This is a genomic window from Nocardia amamiensis (genome assembly GCF_015477605.1).
Taxonomy (GTDB): Bacteria; Actinomycetota; Actinomycetes; order Mycobacteriales; family Mycobacteriaceae; genus Nocardia; species Nocardia amamiensis_A.
In genome coordinates, this window is the sequence record NZ_JADLQX010000013.1 from 148,920 (window position 1) to 172,861 (window position 23,942).

The 23,942-nt window shown below is 69.8% G+C and carries 21 protein-coding genes and 1 pseudogene; 15 read left to right on the plus strand and 7 right to left on the minus strand.

Going from position 1 to position 23,942, the window contains the following annotated elements:
• Positions 1–104: 104 nt before the first annotated feature.
• On the plus strand, positions 105–2,057 hold the full coding sequence (locus IU459_RS40520) for an Eco57I restriction-modification methylase domain-containing protein (protein ID WP_440446507.1): 1,953 nt from the start codon (positions 105–107) through the stop codon (positions 2,055–2,057).
• Here IU459_RS40520 and IU459_RS18895 read toward each other — a convergent pair.
• A pseudogene (locus IU459_RS18895) lies at positions 1,980–2,498 on the minus strand (TetR/AcrR family transcriptional regulator); the annotation flags it as partial. The gene IU459_RS40520 and the pseudogene IU459_RS18895 overlap by 78 nt on opposite strands.
• A 270-nt stretch (positions 2,499–2,768) precedes the next feature.
• Here IU459_RS18895 and IU459_RS18900 point away from each other — a divergent pair.
• Positions 2,769–3,581, plus strand: coding sequence for an SDR family NAD(P)-dependent oxidoreductase (locus tag IU459_RS18900; RefSeq protein WP_195130857.1), 813 nt, complete (start codon positions 2,769–2,771; stop codon positions 3,579–3,581).
• Between the two features lie 125 nt (positions 3,582–3,706).
• Positions 3,707–4,705 (plus strand): GAF domain-containing protein, encoded by a 999-nt coding sequence (locus tag IU459_RS18905; RefSeq protein WP_195130858.1) that lies wholly within the window; start codon positions 3,707–3,709, stop codon positions 4,703–4,705.
• Between the two features lie 23 nt (positions 4,706–4,728).
• On the opposite strand, the gene IU459_RS18910 is transcribed toward IU459_RS18905, so the two are convergent.
• The 3 genes from IU459_RS18910 to IU459_RS18920 form a co-directional block, all read right to left on the minus strand.
• The gene (locus IU459_RS18910) at positions 4,729–4,914 is read right to left on the minus strand and encodes a hypothetical protein (RefSeq protein WP_067470133.1); all 186 of its coding nucleotides are present in this window, start codon (positions 4,912–4,914) and stop codon (positions 4,729–4,731) included.
• Positions 4,915–5,081: 167 nt separating this feature from the next.
• On the minus strand, positions 5,082–5,597 hold the full coding sequence (locus IU459_RS18915; protein ID WP_195130859.1) for a gamma carbonic anhydrase family protein: 516 nt from the start codon (positions 5,595–5,597) through the stop codon (positions 5,082–5,084).
• A 77-nt stretch (positions 5,598–5,674) separates the two neighbouring features.
• Positions 5,675–6,622 carry a GlxA family transcriptional regulator gene (locus IU459_RS18920; RefSeq protein ID WP_195130860.1) on the minus strand — a complete coding sequence of 316 codons (948 nt, stop codon included), beginning with the start codon at positions 6,620–6,622 and terminating at the stop codon, positions 5,675–5,677.
• Positions 6,623–6,693: 71 nt separating this feature from the next.
• Here IU459_RS18920 and IU459_RS18925 point away from each other — a divergent pair, with 71 nt between their 5' ends.
• Together IU459_RS18925 and ald are read left to right on the plus strand one after the other, a co-directional pair.
• Positions 6,694–7,518, plus strand: a complete 825-nt coding sequence (locus IU459_RS18925; RefSeq protein ID WP_195130861.1) for an MBL fold metallo-hydrolase — start codon at positions 6,694–6,696, stop codon at positions 7,516–7,518.
• A 133-nt stretch (positions 7,519–7,651) separates the two neighbouring features.
• A complete protein-coding gene (ald, locus tag IU459_RS18930) occupies positions 7,652–8,761 on the plus strand; it encodes an alanine dehydrogenase (protein ID WP_195130862.1) in 1,110 nt (369 codons plus the stop codon).
• A 39-nt stretch (positions 8,762–8,800) separates the two neighbouring features.
• On the opposite strand, the gene sigJ is transcribed toward ald, so the two are convergent.
• Entirely contained in the window at positions 8,801–9,760 is a 960-nt protein-coding gene (gene sigJ / locus IU459_RS18935; RefSeq protein WP_195130863.1) for an RNA polymerase sigma factor SigJ, read from the minus strand.
• 101 nt (positions 9,761–9,861) lie between these two features.
• Here sigJ and IU459_RS18940 point away from each other — a divergent pair, with 101 nt between their 5' ends.
• The 4 genes from IU459_RS18940 to IU459_RS18955 all read left to right on the plus strand — a co-directional run bounded on the left by IU459_RS18940 (position 9,862) and on the right by IU459_RS18955 (position 14,193).
• Entirely contained in the window at positions 9,862–10,875 is a 1,014-nt protein-coding gene (locus IU459_RS18940; protein ID WP_195130864.1) for a cobalamin biosynthesis protein, read from the plus strand.
• 220 nt (positions 10,876–11,095) lie between these two features.
• On the plus strand, positions 11,096–11,626 hold the full coding sequence (locus IU459_RS18945; protein ID WP_195130865.1) for an ROK family protein: 531 nt from the start codon (positions 11,096–11,098) through the stop codon (positions 11,624–11,626).
• A gap of 188 nt (positions 11,627–11,814) precedes the next feature.
• Entirely contained in the window at positions 11,815–13,023 is a 1,209-nt protein-coding gene (locus tag IU459_RS18950; protein ID WP_195130866.1) for a cytochrome P450 family protein, read from the plus strand.
• A gap of 42 nt (positions 13,024–13,065) precedes the next feature.
• Positions 13,066–14,193, plus strand: a complete 1,128-nt coding sequence (locus IU459_RS18955; protein ID WP_195130867.1) for a helix-turn-helix transcriptional regulator — start codon at positions 13,066–13,068, stop codon at positions 14,191–14,193.
• 60 nt (positions 14,194–14,253) lie between these two features.
• Here IU459_RS18955 and IU459_RS18960 read toward each other — a convergent pair whose 3' ends face one another.
• Together IU459_RS18960 and IU459_RS18965 are read right to left on the minus strand one after the other, a co-directional pair.
• Positions 14,254–15,135 carry an SURF1 family cytochrome oxidase biogenesis protein gene (locus IU459_RS18960; protein ID WP_195130868.1) on the minus strand — a complete coding sequence of 294 codons (882 nt, stop codon included), beginning with the start codon at positions 15,133–15,135 and terminating at the stop codon, positions 14,254–14,256.
• Positions 15,135–15,659 (minus strand): low molecular weight protein-tyrosine-phosphatase, encoded by a 525-nt coding sequence (locus tag IU459_RS18965; protein WP_195130869.1) that lies wholly within the window; start codon positions 15,657–15,659, stop codon positions 15,135–15,137. The genes IU459_RS18960 and IU459_RS18965 overlap by 1 nt, the downstream gene beginning before the upstream one ends.
• Positions 15,660–15,703: 44 nt before the next feature.
• On the opposite strand from IU459_RS18965, the gene cobC reads away from it, so the two are divergent.
• From cobC to IU459_RS18995, 6 genes are all read left to right on the plus strand, one after another.
• A complete protein-coding gene (cobC, locus tag IU459_RS18970) occupies positions 15,704–16,741 on the plus strand; it encodes an Rv2231c family pyridoxal phosphate-dependent protein CobC (RefSeq protein WP_195130870.1) in 1,038 nt (345 codons plus the stop codon).
• Positions 16,742–16,927: 186 nt separating this feature from the next.
• Positions 16,928–18,040 carry a Nif3-like dinuclear metal center hexameric protein gene (locus IU459_RS18975; protein WP_195130871.1) on the plus strand — a complete coding sequence of 371 codons (1,113 nt, stop codon included), beginning with the start codon at positions 16,928–16,930 and terminating at the stop codon, positions 18,038–18,040.
• A gap of 272 nt (positions 18,041–18,312) precedes the next feature.
• Complete coding sequence (locus IU459_RS18980; RefSeq protein ID WP_195130872.1) at positions 18,313–18,957, plus strand: hypothetical protein; 645 nt, start codon at positions 18,313–18,315, stop codon at positions 18,955–18,957.
• Between the two features lie 126 nt (positions 18,958–19,083).
• Positions 19,084–19,821 carry a zinc ribbon domain-containing protein gene (locus IU459_RS18985; protein ID WP_195130873.1) on the plus strand — a complete coding sequence of 246 codons (738 nt, stop codon included), beginning with the start codon at positions 19,084–19,086 and terminating at the stop codon, positions 19,819–19,821.
• A 46-nt stretch (positions 19,822–19,867) separates the two neighbouring features.
• Positions 19,868–21,058 (plus strand): bifunctional RNase H/acid phosphatase, encoded by a 1,191-nt coding sequence (locus IU459_RS18990; protein ID WP_195130874.1) that lies wholly within the window; start codon positions 19,868–19,870, stop codon positions 21,056–21,058.
• Positions 21,059–21,374: 316 nt separating this feature from the next.
• Complete coding sequence (locus IU459_RS18995) at positions 21,375–23,846, plus strand: FAD-dependent monooxygenase (RefSeq protein ID WP_195130875.1); 2,472 nt, start codon at positions 21,375–21,377, stop codon at positions 23,844–23,846.
• Positions 23,847–23,942 lie beyond the last annotated feature (96 nt).

Genomic DNA, 23,942 nt, shown 5'->3' on the forward strand with positions numbered 1-23,942 from the left:
ACTGCGCTGGGGAAGGTAGGAGACATGCGGTGCGACGCGCCCGACCAGGGGCCGGTTGCCCGCGTTGCCGCGATCGCCCGGCCCGGACGAGGCAGAATCCCGATATGGCGTCCGAAGCCACCGCCGCGCGGGACCGCAAACGGCACGGCAGGCACTACACGCCGCCCGCGCTGGCCCGGTTCCTCGCGCAGCGGCTGCTGCGGCATGTCACGCCGCCGGCATCGGGATTGCTGCGCGTACTCGATCCCGCCTGCGGCGACGGTGAGCTGCTGTTCGCCCTGCATGCCGAGGCGGCGGTGCGATTCCCCGGCGTCCGGATGGTGCTGACCGGCTACGACCTCGACGCGGCCGCGCTCGCGGTGGCGCGCGAACGCGCCGGTGCGGCAGGAATTGTCGCGACCTGGCGCGGCGCCGACTTCCTCGCGGTCGAGGCCGAGCTCGCGGACGGCTCGTTCGACGCGGTGATCACCAACCCGCCGTACGTGCGCACCCAGCAGCTCGGCGGATCGACCGCGCGACTGCTGAGCAAGCGGTTCGGTCTGCGCGGCCGGATCGACCTCACCCATCCGTTCGTCGCGACGCTGCCGCGGTTGCTGACGGCCGGCGGTGCGCTCGGCTTGCTGTGCGCCAACCGCTTTCTGACCACCAAAGCCGGTGCGAACATCCGCAGCCTGTTGCTCACCGAACTTGCGCCCGTCGAGCTGTACGACCTCGGCGACACCAAACTCTTCACCGCCGCCGTCCTGCCCGCGATCACGATCGCGCGGCGCGAGAGCTACCGCGACGGCTGCCGGTACGTCTCCGCCTACCAGGTGGATGGCGAAATGCCTTGTGAAAGGCTACTTTTCGAAGCTCTGACCGACGAACACGGCTCGATTGTCGAGCACAACGGGCGGACCTTCGTCGTCGAAGTCGGCAGGTTGGTCACCGGGCGCGAACCGCCGGGGATGCGCAACGCCGTGCTGGACGCCGGTACACAGATCGCGGTCGCCGCCAATGGGAAGCGCCGACCCGTCATGGGACGAAATCCGGGCAGTCCCGGGACGCGTGAACCCGAGATCGCGTGGCGCATGTCGCACGACGCGGTCGACTCCTGGCTGACCCGCATCGGCATGGCCACCTGGCGCAGCTTCGGCGACGTGGCGCGCATCCGGGTCGGCATCAAGACGACTGCCGACCGCGTGTTCATCTCCGACCGCTGGGCCGAGGCCGACCCGTGTCCCGAGCCCGAACTGCTGCTCGCGCTGATCACCCACCATGACCTCGCGCCCTGGCGGGCCACGCGCGGACGCGATATCCGCGTGCTGTACCCCTACGATGTCGCGCGCTCCCGCCGCACCCCGGTCGATCTCACCGAATTCCCCGCCGCCGCCGCGTATCTGCTGGCCAACAAGGAGACGCTCGCCGGTCGTCGCTACGTCACCGAGAGTGGTCGCGAGTGGTTCGAGATCTGGGTTCCGCAGCGTCCAGATCTGTGGCGGGAGCCGAAACTGGTGTTCCCGGACATCAGCGAGCGTCCGCGTTTCGCGCTGGACCGGTCGGGCGCGGTGGTCAACGGCGACTGCTATTGGATCTCGCTGCCCGATCTGGCCCGCGCGCCGGCCGAGGCGATTCGGCTGGCGTATCTGTTGATGGGCGTGGCCAATTCGGCGCTCGGCCTGCGGTACTACGACGCGGTCTGCGGCAATCGGCTGTACTCGGGCAGGAGGCGCTGGATCACGCAGTACGTGTCGCGGCTGCCGGTACCGGATCCGGAGAACGCCAGGTCCGCGGACGTGATCGAGCTGGTGCGCGAGTTCGTCGATGGCCGCGTGCCCGACCCGGCGGCGCAGGCGGAGCTGGACGAGCGGGTCGCCGCCGCGTTCGGCGTCCGGTTACGCGCTGAGCTGGACGCCGACCATCGGCAGCAGGGTGCGGCGGGCGAACTCACGTGCGGCATCCTGGTCGGTGGCGGGGATCAGGCCGTCGGGGGTGAGCGCGAGCGACAGCGCCAGCCGGGCCATGATCTCGGCAACCAGGTCGGCGTCGAAATCGTGCCCCCCACCGGCATCCCGTAGTTGGCGCAGCTTGCCGGCCAGATAGTCGCGGCCGACGGCGAGGATCGGCCCCGCGTCGGTGGTGAGGCGGGGCAGGATCAGGTCGGGCTCGGTCCGCAGCAGCCTGCGCAGCAGTTCATTGCCCGCGACGGCGGTGATGAACGCGACGAAGATCTCCACCAGCTGGTCCTCGGTGCCGGAAACGGTCTGCGCCCGCTTGTCGATGGCGGCGACGAAGCGCTGGGCCTCCCGCACGCTCACCGCCTCGACGAGGTCGTTCTTCGACTCGTAGCGCCGGTACAGCGTGGCCGGGCTGATCCCCGCGCGGCGCGCGATCTCGCCCATGCTGGTCCGCTTGATGCCGAAGTCCAGAAACGCCGAGAGTGCGCTTTCCAGCAGCTTTTCGCCGTCGGCGACCGGTTTCTCCAGGATGCGCTGCAGCATGGGCGAGAGGGTGGGCATCGGATCTCCAGTATGTTCGGCGCGCCCAGGCCGTGGCCGGTGGGGCGCGGCATCGCGACGGGTGCGGACGGGACGTTCATTATTTCATTGGGTCGGCCGAGCGTGACCGGGCATTGCCGAACCCCGTGCGGCGGCGAGCGGGAGCCGCCCGGTCGGGTCGACGCGCGCACACGTCGGTCCGGATCAGCAGGTCGCATGTCCAGATTCGACTGGCTAGCCTGTGATCGGTGCTCGGCCGCACCATCGGCTGGCGCGGAAAGGGGTTGGGCGATGGGGTATTTCGCGAATCGAGTAGTGGCGGTCACGGGAGCGGGCTCGGGTATCGGCCGGGAGTTGGCGGTAGCGCTGGCCGGTGCGGGAGCGTGGCTGGCGGTGTCGGACAAGTCGGCGGAGGCCGTCGCGGAGACCGGGGCGCTGTGCGCCGCCGCGGGCCGGGAGCCGATGGTGAGCACGGTGGACGTCACCGATCGGCCGGCCGTGCTCGCGCACGCGGAGCAAGCGGTCGCGCACTTCGGGCGGGTCGAGGCGCTGTTCAACAACGCGGGGATCCTGCACGTCGGGAGCGTGGCCGAGTCGCCTTTCGGCGATTTCGAACGAGTGATGGACGTCGACTTCTGGGGTGTGGTCAACGGCACCAAGGCGTTTCTGCCGCATCTGCTGACGGCCGAGCGCGCGCACGTGGTCAATATGTCCTCGGCGCTGGGGTTGATGGCTGTGGCAGGGCACGCGCCCTATAGCGCGGCGAAGTTCGCCGTGCGTGGGTTCACCGATTCGCTGCGCCAGGACATGCGAGCGGCGGGCGGGACCGTGCGGGTCACCGGCGTGTATCCCGGCGGTGTGCTCACCGGCATCGCGCGGTCGGCGAGCGTCGCGCCAGGTGTCGACGCGGCTCAGATGGTGCGGCGATTCGAGGGCCGGGTGGCGCGGACCAGTCCTGCCGCGGCGGCACGGACGATCCTGCGCGGTGTCGCGCGCGGCGAGGCGAAGGTGCTGGTCGGCCTGGACGCCATTGTTGTGGATCTGGTCACACGAATAGCCGGGTCGTACCACGAACGGGTGCTGGACATGGTATTCCGTTCCTGATCGCGCGCACGGCATTCGGACAGGACGGGTATTGACGGAATGGCAACTGGCCGAACGCATCTCACCATACAGGAGACTATCGACGAAGGGAATGCCGGGGGCGGGCCGGCGCGGGGGAGTGTTCTATGACGACGAAATGGATTCTGGTCGAATGCTTTTCGGGATTTCCAGGGCTGGTCATCGCGCTGGGAACCGCGCCGAAGTCGTTCGTGCCGCTGACCAATATCCTGCGCAATCCCTTGTCGCGGGCCGACGCGGAGTCGGCGCTGCGGCAGGCGTGCGCCACCGGTGCGCCGGTCGCACGGGTCTCACTGGACGGTCGACGCACGGTGCGCGCCGAACCGCTGCTCATCGCGCCGGGGCGCGTACACGGCGTGCGGCTGTGGGTGGGACCGGTGCGGGAGCCGGTCACGTCTCCCGAGCCGATGGGGGCGTGGTACTTCAATCTCACCACCAACCGCTCGGTGCGCAGCATCGATCTGCTGGACCTGTACGGTGTCGCACCGGAGAACCGTGCCGCCGAGCTTGCTATCGCCGGTGCGTTCACCCGGCTGGTCACCAACCGCGACGAGAGCGAAGCGCTGGCCAAGATCGTCAACTCGGCGCCGGGCACCGAACATCAGGCGGTCTGGACCATCCGGCGCGACGACGACGCGTTGCGTGCCGGGCATTTCGCCTGCCGGATAGTCGAGGAGCGCGACGACTCGGGCGCGCGTCAGGTGCTCATGCGCGGAGTGACCCAGGACATCGGCTCCGCCATGGCGGTCTCCGCCGCGCCGCCGCCGATGATCTTGGAGTACGCCCTGCTGGAAGCGTCGGCGCAGCCCGGCGAATACCGTGCGATCGTCAATCTGCGCTCGCTGCGGCTGATCCGGTGGATCGGCGCGCCCATGCCCGGCATCGCGTGGGAGGACCTCCCCGGTCAGCCGCCGCCGCAAATCCATCCGGACGATCTGGAGGCGGCGAGAACCATGTCACGTGAGCTGGCACGGCATCGCACCGAAGGGACGGTGCGCATCCGGCGACTCGATGGTGGTTGGCAACCGGTGCGGGTGCGGGCCGCGTTGATGGCGCTGGATCAGCACACCACGGCCGGACTCGCCACGGTCAGCGCGGCATCGTGACCGCGGTGACCGTGGCGTCGAAGTCATTGGCGTGGCAGATCCAGCTCGGCCATTTCCTTCTCGATCGCATTCGCGGCGAAATCCACGCCGCGGGAACGCAATTCATGAACCCGGCGCTGGAGTGCCTCGACTCCACCGGGCTGGGCCGCGATGTCGGCGATGCTGATCCTGCCCTTGGGCCGATGCACACCCGACTGCACGTACGACACCGTGATACCTCCTGCCTGCACGCTCGCCCACCCACCGACCCGGGTGGGTTCCCCACTGCGCTACAAGTCGCACGACAACCGCGTCGACAGGAGAGCCCGGGTCGCCGGGCACGCTGGCTGAATGCTATCAGCGATTTCTGCTGGACACTTGATCAATGTGCTCTGTATCACACCGCATTTGCCGTGCGGTGCTGAGCCGTATTTGCTATGTAGACAGTCGCATTCAGGCGAATGCGATCTTGCTCCTCGGCGCCGAGTTCCCGGCGGACCTTGCCCGGCACGCCCGCCACCAATGAGCCAGGCGGAATGTGCGCGCCCTCCGGGATCAGCGCGTTGGCCGCGATCAGGCTGCCCGCCCCGATGGTGGCGCCGTTGAGAACGGTGGCGCCCATGCCGACCAGCACGTCGTCGCCGATGGTACAGCCGTGCAGGATCGCGTTGTGTCCCACCGAGACCCCGGCGCCGACGGTGAGCGGGAAGCCCGGGTCGGCGTGCAGTACACAGCCGTCCTGGATATTGCTGCGGGCGCCGACTTCGATTCCCTCCAGGTCGCCGCGCAACACCGCGCCGTACCACACGCTCACCTCGCCCGCGAGCCGCACGCGGCCGATCACCGTGGCGTTCGGCGCGATCCACGCGCTCTCCTCGATCTCCGGCGCATACTCGCCCAGCTGAATCCGCATGATCACGAACTTAACGGGCGCCCAGTCCGCGTGTGGACCGGGGCGGCGGCTGGGGTGGCCGGAGCGAAGGCGGAGGCCTAACCGTGTCCCTGGAAGCTGGCGCGGTGGGCGGCCGGGCTGGTGCCGAGGATGCGGTGGAAGTGGTGGCGCAGGCTCACCGCCGTGCCGAAGCCGGTGTCGGTGGCGATGCGTTCCACGGAGTCGGCGGTGGATTCCAGCAGCAGTCGTGCGCGGTCGGCGCGTTGCAGCAGCAACCACTGCTGCGGACTGCTGCCGGTGCGGTCGCGGAAGCGGCGGGTGAAGGTCCGCCGCGACATGAGCGCCACCCGTGCCCAGCTGTCCAGGTCGATCGGGTCGCCGAGATGTGTTCGCGCCCAGACCATGGCGCGCTCGATCGGATCGTCGTCGGTGGCCTCGGGGACCGCGACCGGAATGTACTGCGCCTGTGACCCGCTGCGGTGCGGAGCGGTGACCAGGACTCGGGCGAGCTCGGTTGCCGCTTTGCTACCCAGATCGCATCGGACCAGGTGCAGGCAGCAGTCGAGGGCGGCGGCCACGCCCGCGGAGGTGACGATGTCGCCCAGGTCCGACCAGAGGGTGTCGGCGCGGACCTGAACCGCGGGGAACGCGCGGGCCAGGTCCGCGGCGGCGGCCCAGTGTGTGGTCACCTCGCGTCCGTCGGCCAAGCCGCTGGCGGCCACCGCCCAGGAGCCGAGGCACAGGCCGACGATCCTCGCGCCGCCCGCGTGTGCGGTGTGCAGCGCCGAGCGCAGCTCGGTGGACATTGGCATGCCGGGCTCCCAGCTCGGAATCACGATCGTCTCGGCGCGGGTGAGCGTTTCGAGTCCGTGGCGCACATCGATGTCGAAACCTGCGGGAGTATGCAGCATTCCGGGCTGCTCGGCGCATACGTCCACCTGGTACGGCGCAGCGCCGCCCGCACCTACCCGTCCGAAAACGAGCGAGGGCACGGACAGGTGGAACGGGCTGATTCCGTCGAAGGCGATGACGGCCACGGTGCGCATGGCCTGATCTTAGCGGTAGGGGGCTCGCGGGCCACTGTTGGTGTACGTTCGGGCTCGACAAGATCAACGGCATGAGTGAGCAGATCTCCATCCCGCAAGACCGAGCCGAGCGTCAGGGCGGCGCGGTCGCGAGCGAAACCATCGAACGGACCGCGTTCGAAGTCCTGCACGTCGGTGGCCCCACACTGCGGTTCCGCTACGCGGGCAGCACCTGGCTGACCGACCCCACCTTCGACCAGCCGGGCGACTACCCGGGGCGCGTCACCCTGCACAAACTGGTCGGGCCCGCGGTGTCACCGCAGGAGGTCGGCCCGGTGGACGTCGTGCTGCTCTCGCACGACGAACACGCCGACAACCTGGACGTCAGCGGCCGGGAATTCCTGACCACCGTGCCGGCCGTGCTGTCCACCCCAGGCGCCGCCACCCGGATCGACGGTGTGCGCGGACTCGAGAACTGGGAGACCGTCACCGTGCAAGGCGTCCAGGTCACCGGAGTGCCAGCCCTGCACGGCCCCGAGGGATGCGAACCGATCACCGGAATCGTCACCGGGTTCGTGTTGCGCGCCGACGGGGAGCCGACGGTGTACGTCTCGGGGGACAACGCCTCCGTGGAGGTGGTCGAGCGGATCGTCGAGCGGATCGGCCGCATCGATATCGCCGTGCTCAACGTCGGCGCCGCGAACATCGGTATCTTCGGCGACGCCGACGCCACCTTGAACGCGCGCACCGCCCTGCTGGCCGCCGAAGTGCTCGGTGATGCCCTGATCGTCCCGGTCCACGGCGATGGGTGGGCGCACTTCAGTGAAACGCTCGACCACCTGTCCCGCGTGTTCCGCTATGCCGGTCGCGCCGAGCAGTTGCGCATTCCCCCCTTGGGTCGCGTCGCCACCGTCTGAGCCGAGGGCGGTCGCTTGCCCCAGGTGGGCAACGTGCCGAGAAAGTCGCGGGAAAAACCGGACCGGGTGGTCGCCGTGCGCGATCGGCGCGTCGGTCGTGGCGCGGGCCCGGCCCCGGGGCGACGATGGCGGTATGAGGATCGGAGTACCACGGGAGGTCAAGGAGCAAGAATTCCGGGTGGCACTGACTCCGGCGGGCGCCGGGGAACTGGCCGGGCACGGACACGAGGTGCTGGTGCAGGCGGGTGCGGGCATCGGCTCGGGCTTCCCCGACGCCGAGTACGCCGCGGCCGGAGCGCGGCTGGTCGCCGACGCCGAGGAGGTGTGGTGGGACGCCGAGTTGGTGTTGAAGGTCAAGGAGCCGATCGCCGAGGAGTATCCGCGCATGCGAAGCGGCCAGGTGCTGTTCACCTTCCTGCACCTGGCCGCTTCGCGCGAGTGCACCGACGCCGTACTCCGTTCGGGGATCACGGCCGTCGCCTATGAGATGGTGCGCGCCGCCGATGGGTCGCTACCGCTGCTGGCCCCGATGAGCGAGATCGCGGGCAAACTCGGCACGCAGGTCGGCGCCTACCACCTGATGGCCCCGCTCGGCGGCGCCGGACTGCTGCCCGGCGGTGTTCCCGGGGTGCGCCCGGCGGAGGTGGTCGTGCTCGGCGGCGGGGTCGCCGGCTCGAACGCGGCCGTGGTCGCCGTCGGGATGGGCGCCCGGGTGAGCGTGCTGGACACCAACCTGCAGCGGCTGCGCGACCTCGACGCCCGCTTCGGCGGCCGGGTCACCACGATCGCGTCGAACGCCGCGGAGATCCAGCGCGCGGTGTTGTCGGCCGATCTGGTGATCGGCGCGGTGCTGGTCCCCGGCGCGCGTGCGCCGAGACTGGTCTCCGACGATCTCGTCGCGGGTATGCGACCCGGCGCGGTGCTGGTGGACATCTCCATCGACCAGGGTGGCTGCTTCGCCGCCTCACGGCCGACGACGCATTCGAATCCCACCTTCCGTGTGGCGGACTCGCTGTTCTATTGCGTCACCAACATGCCCGGCGCGGTGCCGCACACCTCGACGATCGCGCTCACCAACGCCACATTGCCCTACGTTCGCGCGATCGCCGAACTGGGCTGGAAGGACGCGTGCTCCGCGAACCCCGACCTGGCCCACGGTCTCACCGCCGACGCCGGCCGCCTGGCCTCGGCAGAAGTCGCCGCGGCGCACGGCTATTCGCGTCCGCTCGGCGTCGCGGGCTGAACTGGGCGAGCGGGGCGGTCCGCGCTCGCCGCTGGGCGGCTACTCGTGCTCGGTCCGGCCCTCGCCCAGGTACCAGTCGGGCTGACCGGTGGTGGGCAGGTCGTGCAGCTTGTCCGGGTTGCGGACCACGTCGATCGCGACGATGCGGCCGTCGTCGACGGTGAAGGAGAAGACGCCGGTGTGCGTGCCGTCGAACACCACCAGGCCGGGCTGGCCGTTGACCAGCACCGCGCGCCCCCAGGCGCCCACGGCCGATGGCGCGTGGTACCAGCCGAGCAGCAGTTTGGCGACCAGTTCGGCGCCGTGCACGGGCTGCCGGATCGCGGGCACCTTGCCGCCGCCGTCGGCGGTGAGGCTCACCTTGGCGTCGAGCACGCCGAGCAGAGCGCCGAGATCGCCGGAACGCCAGGCCAGCGCGAAGGCGGACACGACCTTTCTCTGCTCGTCCGGTGACGCGGGGAAGCGCGGGGTGCCGTCCTCGACTCGCTTGCGGGCTCGGGAGGCCAGCTGGCGCACCGCGGCCGGGGTGCGGCCGACCACCTCGGCGACTTCCGGGCCGCTCATGCCGAAGACGTCTTGCAGGACGAACGCGGTGCGCTCGGCCGGAGACAGGGATTCGAGAACGACCAGCAGCGCGGTGGTGACCCGCTCGTCCTGGGTGATCCGGTCGGCGGGGTCGTCCCAGGTGGTGACCTCCGGCTCCGGCAGCCATTCGCCCACATACTGTTCGCGGCGCACGCGGGCGGAGCCGAGATGGTCGAGCGCGAGCCGACCGGTCACGGTGGACAGCCAGGCGAGCAGGTTGTCGATTTCGCCCGCGGTGCCCGCCTGGTACTGGCGCTGCAACCGCAACCACGCCTCCTGCACCACGTCGTCGGCGTCGGTGAGGCTGCCCAGCGTGCTGTAGGCGAGTCGGCGCAGATACGGTCGGTGCTCCTCGAACCGCCGGGCCAGCTCGACTTGGTCGAGGGGCTCAGGGGAAGACTGCTCGGAGGTCACTGCTGTTCGCCGTTCGTCGTTCGGCCCCGCAGGGCGAGTCTATGGATGCGTCACCAGATCGACGACGCAGGGGAACAGAGTGTGACACGTGGGGGGACGGGATGGTGTGCGGGCGGGTCGCCGCGGCCACCCGATACTCTCGCCGGGTGCAGAAGGGGAGTTCCACCGCAGTCGGGCTGCTGCTCGGATTCGCGCTCGATCGGGTGTTCGGCGATCCCAGGCGGTGGCATCCGGTGGCCGGATTCGGTTCGGCGGCGACCGCTTTGGAAGCGGTGACCTATGCCGACCGGCGTGCGGCGGGACTGGTGCACGAGGCGCTCGCGGTCGGCGCGGTGGTCGGGCTCGGGGCGGCCGCGCGGCGTGGCGGAGTCGTCGCGACCGCGGTCGCGACCTGGACCGTCCTCGGTGGTCGCAGCCTCGCGGGCACTGGCCGGGCGATGGCCGATCGGCTGGCGGCAGGCGATCTGGACGGCGCTCGCGCGCTGCTGCCTGCGCTGTGCGGTCGCGACCCGGACGTGCTCGACGCGGACGGCCTCGCGCGTGCCGCGCTCGAGTCCATCGCCGAGAACACTTCCGATGCGGCCGTTGCTCCGGTGGTCTGGGGTGCCGTGGCGGGTGTGCCGGGTTTGCTGGGGTATCGCGCGATCAACACCCTCGATGCGATGGTCGGCTACCGCAACGAGCGCTACCGTCGCTTCGGCTGGGCCGCCGCGCGCACCGACGACGTCGCCAATCTGCTCCCAGCCCGCCTCACCGGCCTGCTCACCGCCGCGCTCGCACCGCTGGTCGGTGGACGTCCCGCGGCGGCACTGCGGGCTTGGCGCCGCGACGCCGCCGGGCATCCCAGCCCCAACGCGGGCGTGGTCGAGGCATCGATGGCGGGCGCGCTCGGCGTCCGGTTGGGCGGCCGCACCCAGTACCCGCACGGCACCGAAATGCGTCCACTGCTCGGCGACGGCCCCGCCCCCACGGTCCACGACCTGCGCCGTGCCGTGCGCCTCTCCGAAGCCGTGCAGCTCACCGCCACTGTCTTCGCCGCCGCCCTCGCCGCCGCGAAGCCTCCTTCTGAACCCGGCTTCTGGAAAGGCTTACTGCCGACCCACCTAGCTCGCTGACCGTGCACCCGTTTTCGTTTCGGGGCAGAGAATCTGCGTTCGGCGGCACAGAATGCGCGTTCGAATGAATCGATAGACCTCTGCGGTCGACACTGTTCCGGCAAGTGCACGCTCGCCGGAACAACATTCGATCGACCACGGAGGCATCGTGACCGAGACGGCCATCCAGTTACCCGGGCTGCCCGACGACGCCGAAAGACCTGGTGGTGGTGGCTGATTCATGACAGTTCTAGCTTTGGAGATCGGTTCGGCGGGATTCGCCGCGAGCCGGGTGGCCGTCGGCATCGGTACGCGGGATATCCGGCGGATACCGGTACCGGCGGAGGGGGTCTGGGACGCCTGCCGGGATCTCCTGCTCGACGTCGCCGGAGACGATGAGATCACCGCGGTCGGCATCGCCTGTCCGAGTCCGATCGACGAGTCGGCCGGGGTGGTCGCTCCCGCCGGAATCACCCAGTGGCGTGCGGGATTCGGCATCGTGGCGGCGGTGCGCAGACTGTTCCCGGTCGCCATCGTCCGGATGGCATCCGATGGCCTGTGCCTGACACTCGCCGAACGAAGCGTCGGTTCTGCCGCGGGAGCCGAGGCGATCTTGACCGGCGCCGGCATCCTCGCTCTGATCGCGGAGGAACGGGCAATCCGCGGCACACCGGCCGGCCACGTCGAAATACCTGCCGACCGGCGCCTTCGCACTCGAGACGACTGCCGGCCGGCACCGCGGGTGGTATGTGTTCGCCGCCGCCTGCGGTGAGCGGAGTGCCGGTCGTGGACCAGCACAAGAGATTCGCGAAGCAACCCGAACTTTGGTACGGCGGCGTCAAAATTCTGTTGCGAGGCAACGAATTACGGTTCGCACGTTCCGGTGCACAACCGCGACCGACACTGTGCGGGCACACCCCGACACGGTCTCGTATGACCGACCGAACCCTGGGAGACACCATGACCGAGTCCGTCATTCAGTTGCCGACCGCTGGCGAGCCGGTGTTCGATACGTTCGATCGAATCTGCCGACGCGGGCCCGTGGTTCCGATCGAACTACCCGGCAACGTCTCGGCGTGGATCGCGGTGAGCTACCAGGCGGTGAGTGAGATCCTCGCCGCTGACGGCACGGTGTTCAGCAAGAATGCACGCAACTGCCCGGCGCTGCAGGACGGCACGATTCCGGCGGATTGGCCGATGCGCGCCTTCACCGACATCGATCACATGCTGAATCTGGACGGCGCCGATCATCGCAGGCTGAAAAAGACGATCGGCCAAGCCTTCAGCCCGGCCCGGGTCGCCGCGCTCGAACCCCGGATCCGGCGCATCGTCACCGAACTCATCGACGACATTCCGGATCCCACCGGCGAGGTCGACCTCGTCGAGGACGTCACCATGCCGTTTCCCGTGCGGGTGATCTGCGAGCTGTTCGGTGTGCCGGTATCGGATCAACGGCAATTCCGGGGCTGGGCTGCCACGATCATGTCGCATCTCAGTACCGCCGAGCATATTCATGCCGCGATGGGCGCCTTGATCGGCTATCTCACCGAGCTGCTGAACAGCAAACGCCATAGTCCCGCTGACGACCTCACCTCCGCCTTGCTGCAGGCCAATGCCGACAACGGTCTGGCCGACAAAGAGCTGGTCGACATGTTGTGGCTGGTGCTGATGGCCGGGCACGAGACCACGGTGCATCTGCTCGGCAATGCGGTAGTCACCCTGTGCGCCCATCCCGAGCAGCTGGCCAAGGCCCGCGCCGAGGACCGGTGGGCGGATGTCGTGGAGGAGATGCTGCGCTTCCGCTCCCCGGCGGGCAACATGTTCAACCGCTACGCGCTACGGGACGTCACCATCGCCGGTGTCGATATTCCCGCTGGGGCCATCGTGGGCTGGTACGGCGGCGTCGGGCGGGATCCCGATCATTACCCGGGCGCGGACATCTTCGATATCGACCGCGACTTCCGAGACCAATTGGCTTTCGGCCGGGGACCACATTTCTGTCTCGGTGCGCATCTGGCCAGACTGGAAGCCCGGATAGCGTTGTCGGCCTTGTTCGATCGGTTCCCGCGATTGCGCCTGGCCTGCGACCCCGCGGTGATTCCCTATAGTCCGCAGTTCATCACCTGCGGGCCGCTCACCCTGCCGGTGCTCCTCGACTCCAGCGCGTAGCGCCGGGCGGCGGCGCAGGCACAGTCTCATCGAGGTGTCATTGTGAGGTATTCCGAGCTGACCGTGGACGATGCGGAGGAGTGGACCGCGCTCAGCGACAGCTTCCTGCCGATGGGGCACAGATATCGTGCTCCGCACAAGTGGTGGGCCCATTTGACCGCTCAGGACACCGCCGCATACACGCTGCTGCGGACGGACCAGAGCGGAGACAAGGTGGTCTCCCGGACGTTGTCGCACACCCGCCGCGGTCGCGACGACTTCTATTGGGCGGTCTTCCCGCGGCAGGGCGTATTCACTGCTGTCGAGAGCGAAACGGTGGTGCGGCTCCCGCCCGGTCACGCATTGCTGATGAGACTGGATCGGACGTGGCGGCTGCACATGCCGTCCTCGGTCGCGTATGCGTTCCGGGTACCGCGCATGGAGATCGATCGCCGGCTGCCACCCGACGGGCCACCGTCGGCGGCGCTGGACATGCGATCCGGCCTGGGCCGGGTGGTGCAGACCATGATCCGTGCGACCCATGCCGAGCAAGCCCATCTCACGGGCCGCGAGTTCGACGCCGTCTGCGACCGCATCGGTGAGCTGCTCTGCATGTTGTCGATCGGGGATGTGCGTCCGCAGCAGGGTCATCTGTCCGAAGTGGCCGAGTCCGTCCGCCAGTATGTGCGGCAGCACATCGGGGTGGGGGACCTGCGGTTGCCGGCCGTGGCGGCGGCTCTCGGGTGGTCACCCCGGCAACTGCGTTTCGCGCTACAGCAATCCGGCACCACGTATCGGGAGGTGCGACAGGACGCGGCTCTGCGTGCCGCACGCGACCTGCTCACCCGGCCCGGACAGACCGCGACCATCGGCGAGGTGGCGGCCTGCTGCGGCTTGACCGAGACCTGGTTCTCCACCGCATTCAAAGCGCGGTACGGCGAGACACCCCGCGAGTTCCGGCAACGCAGGCTGAGCGAACCGGCCAGCGGATCCGCATGGTCCGAGCGGGTCGCGGCTGCGATAGACGCGTCTCGGGCCGACGACACGATTTCACTGGAATCGGTTGCTCGCCGCTTGGCTGTGGGACCACGGACGCTGCAACGGCGGCTGGCCGAGGAAGGCACCACCTGGCGCCGAGAGCTGGACTCCGCGCGCCAGCGGCACCGGCCCGTTACGGCGCAGGACCGCTGATGTTCGTCGCGCTCTGCGATGGCAGCGCGCGGCTCTGGGGTGCGCTGGCCGGGTCCGGGTTCAGCCGCGGCCGCGGCCGTAGCGGTCGGCGAGGCGGGCCTCGGTCGTGGGAGCGGCGGGTGCGGTCGGCTGATTCGCCTCGGTCGGTCCAGCAAGAGTCGCTTCGGCGGGAGGCGTCGCGGCGGAGGCCTTTTCCTTCCTCCGCTCCCTGATCTCGGCGTAGATGAAGTAGCCGAGGCCGAGCGGGGCCATGATGCCGAAGGCCAGCCATTGCAGGCCATAGGACAGGTAGGGACCCGCATCGAGCTGGGGGAGCGGGGTCGGGGTGAAGGCGCCGGGTTGATTCTCGCTCAGCTGCAAGTAGCCGCCGCGTTCGCCGGTCGGGAGGGGGGTGAGTGGCTGTTGCAGGACGGCGGATTCCTGGGCCGTGTCGATGGAGTACACCTGGCGGTAGCCGTCCTGGACGGTGGGGTCCTTGCCCGGTGTGACTCCCTCGGACATCCGGACCCTGGCTTCGACGCGCTGCGGTCCGGCGGGCGGCTCGGGGATCTGCGGTGGGCGCGATCCGTCGACCGCCGAGACCAGCCCGCGGTCGACGAGCAGGACGCGTCCGTCGTCCAGCCGGAACGTCGCCAGCACCGCGTAGGCGGGAGCGCCGTCGAGGTGGCGCAGCCGCACCAGCACCGTCGAGTCCGGCAGGTAGCTTCCGGAGGCGGTGACGCGCCGCCACTCGGTGGCGGTATTCGTGTCGGAGAGCACTGCGGTGACGTCGACGGGGTCGGCCTTCACCGAGTCGGTGATCAGCTGGTTGCGGTGTGAGGTAGCCGTGTTCTTGCCGAGCTGCCAGGGCGCGAGCACGGTGAAGCACAGGTAGGCGAAGGCGGCGACCAGCACCGCCAGGATCAGCCAGCTGGGGCGCAACAGGAAGGCGAGCCTGCGCATCAGGATCTTCCGTCTGGGACAGGTCGCAGGCCGGGCGGATCGGCGGCGGTGTCGAGCTCGGCGCGCACCCAATCGAGCAGGCCGGGGACGGCTGCCTCGATCTGGTCGCGCACGAGTTCGAAGTCCGCGGCGTCGCCGTAGTAGGGGTCGGCGACGTCTTGGCCGTCGGCGGTGGGGTCGAAGGTGCGCAGCAGCCGCAGCCGCTGCGGCGCGACGCCGAGGCGGGCGAGTTCCCGCTGGTGTGAGCGGTCCAACGCGATCACGAGATCGGCGTCGAGGTGCTCGGCGCCGAACGCGGCGGCGACGTGGCCGGTCGGATAGCCGTACTTGCGCAGCGTCGCGGTGGTGCGCGGGTCCGCGTCGTCGCCGGCGTGCCAGGACCCGGTGCCCGCGCTGCTCACTCGCACTCGGTTGGCCAGTCCGGCCCGGTACAAATGCACCGCGAAGATCTTTTCCGCCATCGGAGAGCGGCAGATGTTGCCGGTACAGACGAACGAGACGTGCAGCTGACCCACGACTGCCATTCTGGCCGGTGCCGCTACGGGTTCGCCACGTAGGGTGTGGTCTCGTGCCCGAGGACCGCGTCGACCACGCGAAACTGCGCCACCACGGCGACGTGGACGCGCGCCCCGGCATGCTCGATTTCGCGGTGAACGTCCAGGGTGTCGCCCCGCCGGAGTGGCTGCGGCAGCGTTTGGCGGCTCGGCTGTCCGACTTGGGCCGCTATCCGAGCGCCGAGGAGGCCGATGCCGCCCGCCGCGCGGTTGCGACCCGGCACCGCCGGCTTCCCGACGAGGTGTTGCTGCTCGCGGGCGCGGCGGAGGGGTTCGCGATGCTGCCCCGCCTCGCGCCGCGTCTGGCCGCGGTGGTGCATCCGTCGTTCACCGAGCCCGAACTCGCGCTGCGCGAGGCCGGTGTCCCGGTGGCCAGGGTGGTCCTGGAGCCCCCATACCTGCTCGATCCCGTCGCGGTGCCCGACGGCGCCGACCTGGTGGTGCTCGGCAATCCCACGAACCCGACCTCGGTACTGCACCCGGCCGACGCCATCCGCGCCTTGCGCAGGCCCGGTCGCACCATCGTGGTCGACGAAGCCTTCGCCGACGCCGTCCCGGGTGAGCCGGAGTCCCTCGCCGCCGACCCCGCACCGGATCTGCTCGTGCTCCGCAGTCTGACCAAGACGTGGGCGCTCGCGGGCTTGCGCTGCGGTTACTTTCTCGGCGCACCCGCCATCCTGGCGCGCCTCGCCCACGGACGCGCTCACTGGCCGCTGGGCACCTTGCAGGTGGAGGCGATCATGGCGACCGCGAGCCCCGCGGCCGTGGCCGAGGCCGACCGCCACGCCGAGACCCTTGCCCTGGGCCGTACCGCGATGATCGAACGGCTGACGCGCCTCGGCGTCCATGTCCATGCCCCGGCCGACGGCCCGTTCCTGCTGCTGCGCGTCGCGGACGGTGAACTGCTTCGCAAGCACCTCGCCGACCAGGGGATCGCGGTCCGCCGTGCCGACACGTTTCCCGGTCTGGGCCCGGACCACCTGCGCGTCGCGGTGCGCGGCGCCGACGAGGTCGACCGGCTGGTCGCCGCGATTCGATCGGCAGGTGTGTGATCAGCGTCCCGTGCCGGTCGTATGGCGGCTCGGTGCGGGTGCCGGTCGTGCCCGAGCGGGTGAACGAGCACACTGAGGATCCGCTCCGGGACCGGATGGTCGGCACTGCGCCTCACAGCGGGGATGAAGGCCGATCGGCGCCGGGATCCATGGACCGGGCATGACCGAAGCGAAGGAAGGTGGACGATGACCACGCTGGCGGATCTCATCGCGGTGCTCGACGCGGCCTACCCGCCCGCGCTGGCCGAGTCGTGGGACTCGGTCGGCTTGGTCTGCGGTGATCCGGACGACGAGTTGACGCGGGTGCTGTTCGCGGTCGACGCCACCGCGGCCGTCGTCGACGAGGCGATCGACTGGCGCGCTCAGGCCTTGGTGGTACACCATCCGCTGCTGCTGCGCGGCGTCGACACCGTCGCGGCGAACACGCCGAAAGGCGCGCTGCTGCACCGGCTCATCCGCTCCGGTTGCGCCCTGTTCACCGCACATACCAACGCCGACTCCGCCGACCCCGGCGTCTCCGACGCGCTCGCCGCGGCCCTAGGGCTCACCGTGACCGGCCCGCTGGATGCGAAACCACAGTCCGCCGTGGACAACTGGGTAGTCCAGGTGCCCCGCACGCACACCGACGCCGTGCTTGCCGCCCTTTTCGCCGCAGGAGCAGGCGGAGGTGGGAACTATCGCGACTGCGCGCTGCGGGTACCTGCGACGGGGCAGTTCCGTCCGATGGCCGAGGGGGGTGCGGCGCCCGGCGAACTCCAGCGCGTCGAGGAGGATCGCCTCGAGGTGGTGGCCCCGCCCGCGGCGCGTTCGGCGGTGCTCGCCGCGCTGTTCACCGCGCATCCTTACGAGGACCCGGCCTATCACATCACCGAACGAGCTGTACTGCCCTCGTCGCGCGGCATCGGCCGGATCGGCACCCTGCCGGAACCGGAGTCGTTGCGGGCATTCACGAATCGTGTGGCGAGCGCCCTTCCGCCCACCATGTGGGGCGTGCGCTCCGCCGGCGACCCGGACCGCACCATCTCCACCGTCGCCGTATGCGGTGGGGCCGGCGACTCCTACCTGAACGCGGCCACCCGCCTCGGCGTCGACGCCTACGTCACCGCCGACCTGCGCCACCACCCGGTCGACGAACATCTGCGCAAGGGCGGCCCCGCGCTGGTCGACGCCGCGCACTGGGCGACCGAGTTCCCTTGGTGCGCACAGGCGGAATCACTGGTCCACCGCGCGCTGCCCGACCTCGAGACAAGGGTCTCCACGCTGCGCACCGACCCGTGGACGGTGAGCGCGTCCGGCTGAGCCGCGGGCGACGGTCCCGGGACCGGTACGGCGCATGGGTCACGCCGACGAATCGGCTCGGCGCGCGACGGGCACGGATGCGCGAGGCGGTGGCCGGCGTCCCGGAGGGATCCGTGGCCGCGGTTCTGTGGGTTCGGCGAGCGGTCGTCCAATGCCGTTGTCCCTGCGACGAAGTGGCAACGGTTTCAGCGTGTCGGGGCGTGTCGGCGTCGAGCTGGAACGGGCTGGGCGGTTCGGGTGAATCGAGCGGATTGCCGGGGTACAACTAGCCCATGAACTTCCCGGTTGATTTGGGGCTGGTGCAGATCGGCCTGATCCTGTTGCTGTTGGTCGGTGTCGCGCTGATCGTTTCCGGTTTGATCGCGGCCCGCCGGGTCGGGATGCGGGCGCTGTTCGCGCGTGGAGCGGGCGGGCTCGCGCTGCTGCTGGTCGCGGCGGTGTTGCTATGGATCGCGACCCTGCTGCAGACGTATCTGGGACTGACCGGGGAGATCAAGGCGGCGCATGTGGTGGCCAAGCCGGTGGCGGGGCAGGAGCACCAGCTCGATGTCGACCTCACCCTGTACGGCGACGACGACCACGCCGAACAGCGCAGCACCTACCGAGTCGAGGGCGACATGTGGGTGCTGCAAGCGGGCATCGTCGAGCTCGAGCCGTGGGTGAACGCCCTCGGCTTCCACTCCGGCTACCGGATCAGCCGTCTGTACGGCCAGCGCCTCGACGGCGTCGCCACCACCCAGAACCAGATCTTTCTGGGCGGCGGCGACCAGGACTTCTTCGCCGACATGCGCGCGGGCCGCTGGTGGACGCAGCCGTTCGTGCGCTCCGCCTACGGCAACGCGGTGATCGCGGTGCCGGGTGAATACGACGTCTACATCTCCCGCGACGCGATCAAGACCCGCGCAGTCGGCAACTAGCGGCTGGGTCTTCGTTCGTACCGCGGCTACGGACTTCCTCCCGCTACGCCCATTACGCAGGGCCGCCGCTGCGGCGCGGTACGGTTGAACACCAGTCCCGTCCACCCATCCAGGAGTTTGTCCGCGTTGAATGTCGAACCCACGATCCAGGCCGAGCTGCTCCGGCTGGCCGCCGTCGACGCCGAGCTGACCCGGATCGCGCACCGCCGCACCGTGCTGCCCGAGCAGCAGGAGGTCGCCCGGCTGGAGGCCGAGCGCAACACCCACTCCGACGCCGCGGTGGCCGTGGAGATCGTGCTGGACGACCTCGACCGCGATATCCGCAAGCTGGAGGGCGAGGTCGAGGCGGTGCGCAAGCGCGAGGACCGCGACCGGGGAATGCTCACCGCGGGGACGGTGAACGCCAAGCAGCTGTCCGAGCTACAGCACGAGCTGGGCAGCCTGGAGCGTCGCCGCTCGGTCCTGGAGGACGAACTGCTCGAGGTGATGGAACGGCGCGAGGCCTCCGCCGCCGACCACGAGCACGCGGGCGCCCGGCTGAGCAAGACCGACGCGGACCTGGCCGACGCGCGGCGGCAGCGCGACGAGGCGCTGGCGGATCTGGATGTGGCGCAGAACCGCTGCGATACCGATCGCGCCGGTGTGGTCGCGAAGCTGCCCGCCGAGTTGCTAGCGATCTACGACCGCCAGCGCGCCCAGCACGGTGTGGGCGCCGCGCTGTTGCAGGCCCGCCGCTGCGGCGCGTGCCGCATCGAACTCGACCGCGGCGAGATCGCCCGGATCGCCAAGACCGCTCCCGATGTGGTGGTGCGCTGCCCGGAGTGCGGGGCGGTCTTGGTCCGGACCAAGGAATCGGGGCTGTGAACCGGCGTCGGCGAGTGAACCGAGGACAAAGCGCGCGGACGCGGCGATGACCTACCCGGAAGTGATCGTCGAGGCCGACGGCGGCTCTCGCGGCAATCCCGGCCCGGCCGGCTACGGCGCGGTGGTCTACGACGCCGATCACGCCCACGTGCTGGCCGAACGCCGGGAATTCCTCGGCACCGCCACCAATAATGTCGCCGAATACCGCGGCCTGATCGCCGGATTGGAGGCGGCGGCCGAGCTCGGCGCCGAATCCGTCGAGGTGCGGATGGATTCCAAGCTGGTTGTCGAGCAGATGACCGGCCGCTGGAAAGTCAAGCACGCGGCCATGATTCCGCTCGCCGATCGGGCACGCAGGCTGGCCGCCGGGTTCGCGCGGGTGCGGTTCACCTGGATTCCCCGCGCCCAGAACGCCCACGCCGACCGGCTGGCGAACCAGGCCATGGACGACGCCACCCTGGTCGGCGAGGTCCGGACGACGCCGGAGTCCACGCGGTCGACCGAGGCCGCCGACCCGGCACTGGCGGTCACCGAGCGTGAGCTGCCGAGCTGGATCGACGAAGCCAGGCAGGCGGCCGCGCCGCCCGAACCAGCGCGGCAGGGCCCCGGCTGGACCCGTGCCACCGGCCGCCCGACCCGGCTGTTGCTGTTGCGCCACGGCCAGACCGAGCTGTCGCTGGAGCGCCGCTATTCCGGCCGGGGCAACCCCCCGCTCACCGCGCTGGGCCGGGAGCAGGCCGCCCGGGCCGCGAAAATGCTGGCCGCCAAAGGCGATATCGCCGCCGTGATCAGCTCACCGCTCGGCCGGGCCAGGGAGACCGCGGAGGCCGCGGCGACCGCCCTCGGGGTGCCCGCCGAGATACACGATGGTCTGATCGAGACCGATTTCGGCGCATGGGAGGGGCTGACCTTCGCCGAGGCCGCGCAGCGCGACCCCGAGCTGCACGCGCGCTGGATCGGCGACCCGGCCGCCGCCGCGCCCGGCGGGGAGAGCTTCGACCAGGTCCGGGAACGGGTGGAGGCGGCCCGTCGCGATCTGATCGAACGGTATCCCGGGGCGAACCTGGTAGTGGTCAGTCACGTGACCCCGATCAAGACGCTGCTGCAACTGGCGCTGGATGCGGGCCCTTCGCTGCTGTACCGGTTGCATCTGGATCTGGCGTCGCTGTCCATAGCGGAGTTCTATCTCGATGGCGGATCATCAGTGCGTCTGGTCAACGACACGTCCTATCTCTGAGGACGCCGCGACACCTGGAACGAGGGCAAACGCGGTGCGCGAGGGGCGAATTATGCCCCATTGCAACACGTTTCCGTTTCACATTCGCGCGATGCGGTGAATCTCACTTCGACTCTGCCTTGCGCGCCGAGTAGCGGTAGGCTTCCGGACGGTCAGGCACAGGCGTCCTACCCTGCCTGCCTGGTCGGGGTCGACGCTGTGTGCCCTCGATCGGTGTCACTAAGGGGGACGGTGGTTCGTGGGCAGCGCCGCCCATAGACCGCGCCATGGCGGGAAGCGCCTGTGCCGTCGAGTAATTCGAGAGAGTGCAGGTTCGATGGGCAATCCGATCAAAGTAATCGTTCTGGGGGCGGGGATCGGAGGACTCACCACCGCGGTCGCACTGCGGCACGCGGGTTTCGCCGTCGAACTATACGAAGCCGGCCCCGAACTGCGTGCGCAGGGTTTCGGTCTTTCGGTGCAGGCGAACGGAATCAACGCGTTGCGCACCCTCGGTCTCGGCCTCGACGAGCAACTGCTCGAACGCGGCGGCAGGGTCGAGAGCTTCCGCTTCTGCAACCCCGACGGCAGCCCGATCCGGGTGCTTCCGGTGCACCGGCTCGATGCCCAGCTCGGCGCGCCCGCCGTGGCGCTGCACCGCACGGACCTGCACGACGTGCTGCTGCGCGCGATCGGCGACACGCCGACTTTCGTTGCCGCACAGGCCACCCGGTTCATCGATGACGGCGAGCACGTGCGCGTGGAATTCGCCGACGGCCGGGTCGCCGAGGGCGATCTGCTCGTCGGCGCCGACGGCATCCACTCCATGGTGCGCGCCCAGTTGCACGGCCGCGCCGAGCCGCGACCGGGCAATTTCGTGTGCTGGCTGGCCTGCATCCCGTTCGAGCATCGCAACGTCGCGCGCGGCCTGTCGGCGCACTTCTGGGGCACCGGAATGCGGTTCGGCATCCACGACATCGGCCACGGCCGGGTGTACTGGTGGGGCACCCAGACCTTGCCCGCCGACGAGGCCGCGAACTGGCGCGGCGGCAAGGAAGACCTGCTGCGCCTGTACGCCGACTGGGCGCCGGAGGTGCGCGCCTGCATCGAGCAGACCGACGAATCCGCGATCCTCGCGGTGCCCGCCCAGGACCGCCCGCCGCTGGCGCGGTGGGGCCGCGGCCGGGTGACCCTGCTCGGCGACGCGGCGCATCCGATGCTGCCCAGCCTCGGCCAGGGCGCCAACTCCGCCATCGAGGACGCGGTAGTGCTGGCGAACGTACTGCGCAACGCGCTGGATCCGGTGGCGGGGCTGCGCCGTTACGAGCAGCTGCGCGCCGATCGCACCGCCATGTTCGTCAACGGCTCGGCCTCGCTCGCCAAGATCGAGCAGACCACCGATCCGCATCTGGTGCGGGTGCGCGACACCTACTTCCGGCACGCGCCCACCGACTTCTTCTTGCGCGAGCTCGCCAAGCCGATGTCGTTCCCGCCGCTGGACGGGCCGGCCGCGCGGCTGCCGCGCCCGCTGTCGCCGGTCGAGCGCTGGCACTGGATCGCCGATCAGCTGGCGCCGCTGCATATCTTGTCGCGCGTGCGGATCCGCGGACAGGTCGCCGTCGAGCAGATCCGAGCAGGCCTGGACGAAGTGCAGCGCCGACATCCGCTCTTGCGAGTCGCCGTGGCCGCCGAACCCGACGGCACAGCACCGCGTTTCGTTCCGGTGCAGGCGCCGATTCCGCTGCGCGTGATCGAATCCGAAGACAGCACAACGTGGTTGACCGAGGTCGACGAGGTCGAGCTGCGCGAACCCTTCGACTGGCGCGCCGGGCCATTGGCCAGGGCGGTGCTGATCAAGGAGACCGACGGCACCAACGAGCTGATCGTGACGCTGCACTACGCGATCGCCGATGGCGAGAGCGCGCTGTCGGTGGCCGAGCAGGTGCTCCACGCGGCCGCCGGGGAAGCGGGCGAGTTCCCGCCCGCCCCGGTGCGCCCCGGTCCGGAAGATCTCTTCCCCCCGCGCTTCCAGGGCGGCAGCGGCGCGCTGCGCACCGCGGGTTCACTGCTGCGCGACCAGAAGTCGCAGCTGCGCAGGCCGCGCAGGCTGGAACCGACCTCGCTGGCCCCGCCCGCACAGCGGCGCAGCCGGGTGGTGCATCGCAGCCTCGACGCCGACCAACTGGACGCGCTCACCGCGGGCTGCGCACGCCACGGCGTCGGCCTGCAGTCCGCCCTGTCCGCGGCGCTGCTGATGGCGGCGGCCAGGGAGGCGGGCACCGGCAAGGCGACTTGGTACACCGTCGGCAGCTCGGTCAATTTCCGCGACCATCTCGACGGCGCCGCCGCGGACACCGAGGTCGGCACCTATCAGGGCATGATCGCCACCCCGGCGAAGTACGCGCCGTGGGCCTCGTTGTGGGAGATCGCCGGCGAGATCGAGCGCGAGTACGGCGCGCGGATGGATCGGCGCGATCATCTCTCGGCCCTGAACCTGCTGAAGGTGGCCGCGCCGAAATCGGTTGCCGCCAGCGCGTCCACCGTCAAGCTCATGGATACCCGCGGTCCCGGACATCTCTGTATGACCTACCTGGGCAGCTACCCCTTCCCGGACAAGATCGGCTCCTGGCAGCTGGAGGGAGCGCAGTTCGTGTCCGGGATGTCGGTGAGCGGGTTCATCATGGCCACCGCCAATGCGACCCACGACGAGCTGTCCTTCAACGTCGGTTACGTCGAACCCGCGGTGTCGCGGGACCGAGCCGAACGCCTGGCCGATGAGAGTGTGCGTGCGCTGCTGTCGGCCTGCTGACCGCCTACACCACAAGACAACAGGAGAGTCCCGGCATCGGCGAAGTCGATGCCGTGATTCGCGATATCGATAACTGGATAACTGTGGTAGCAGCTT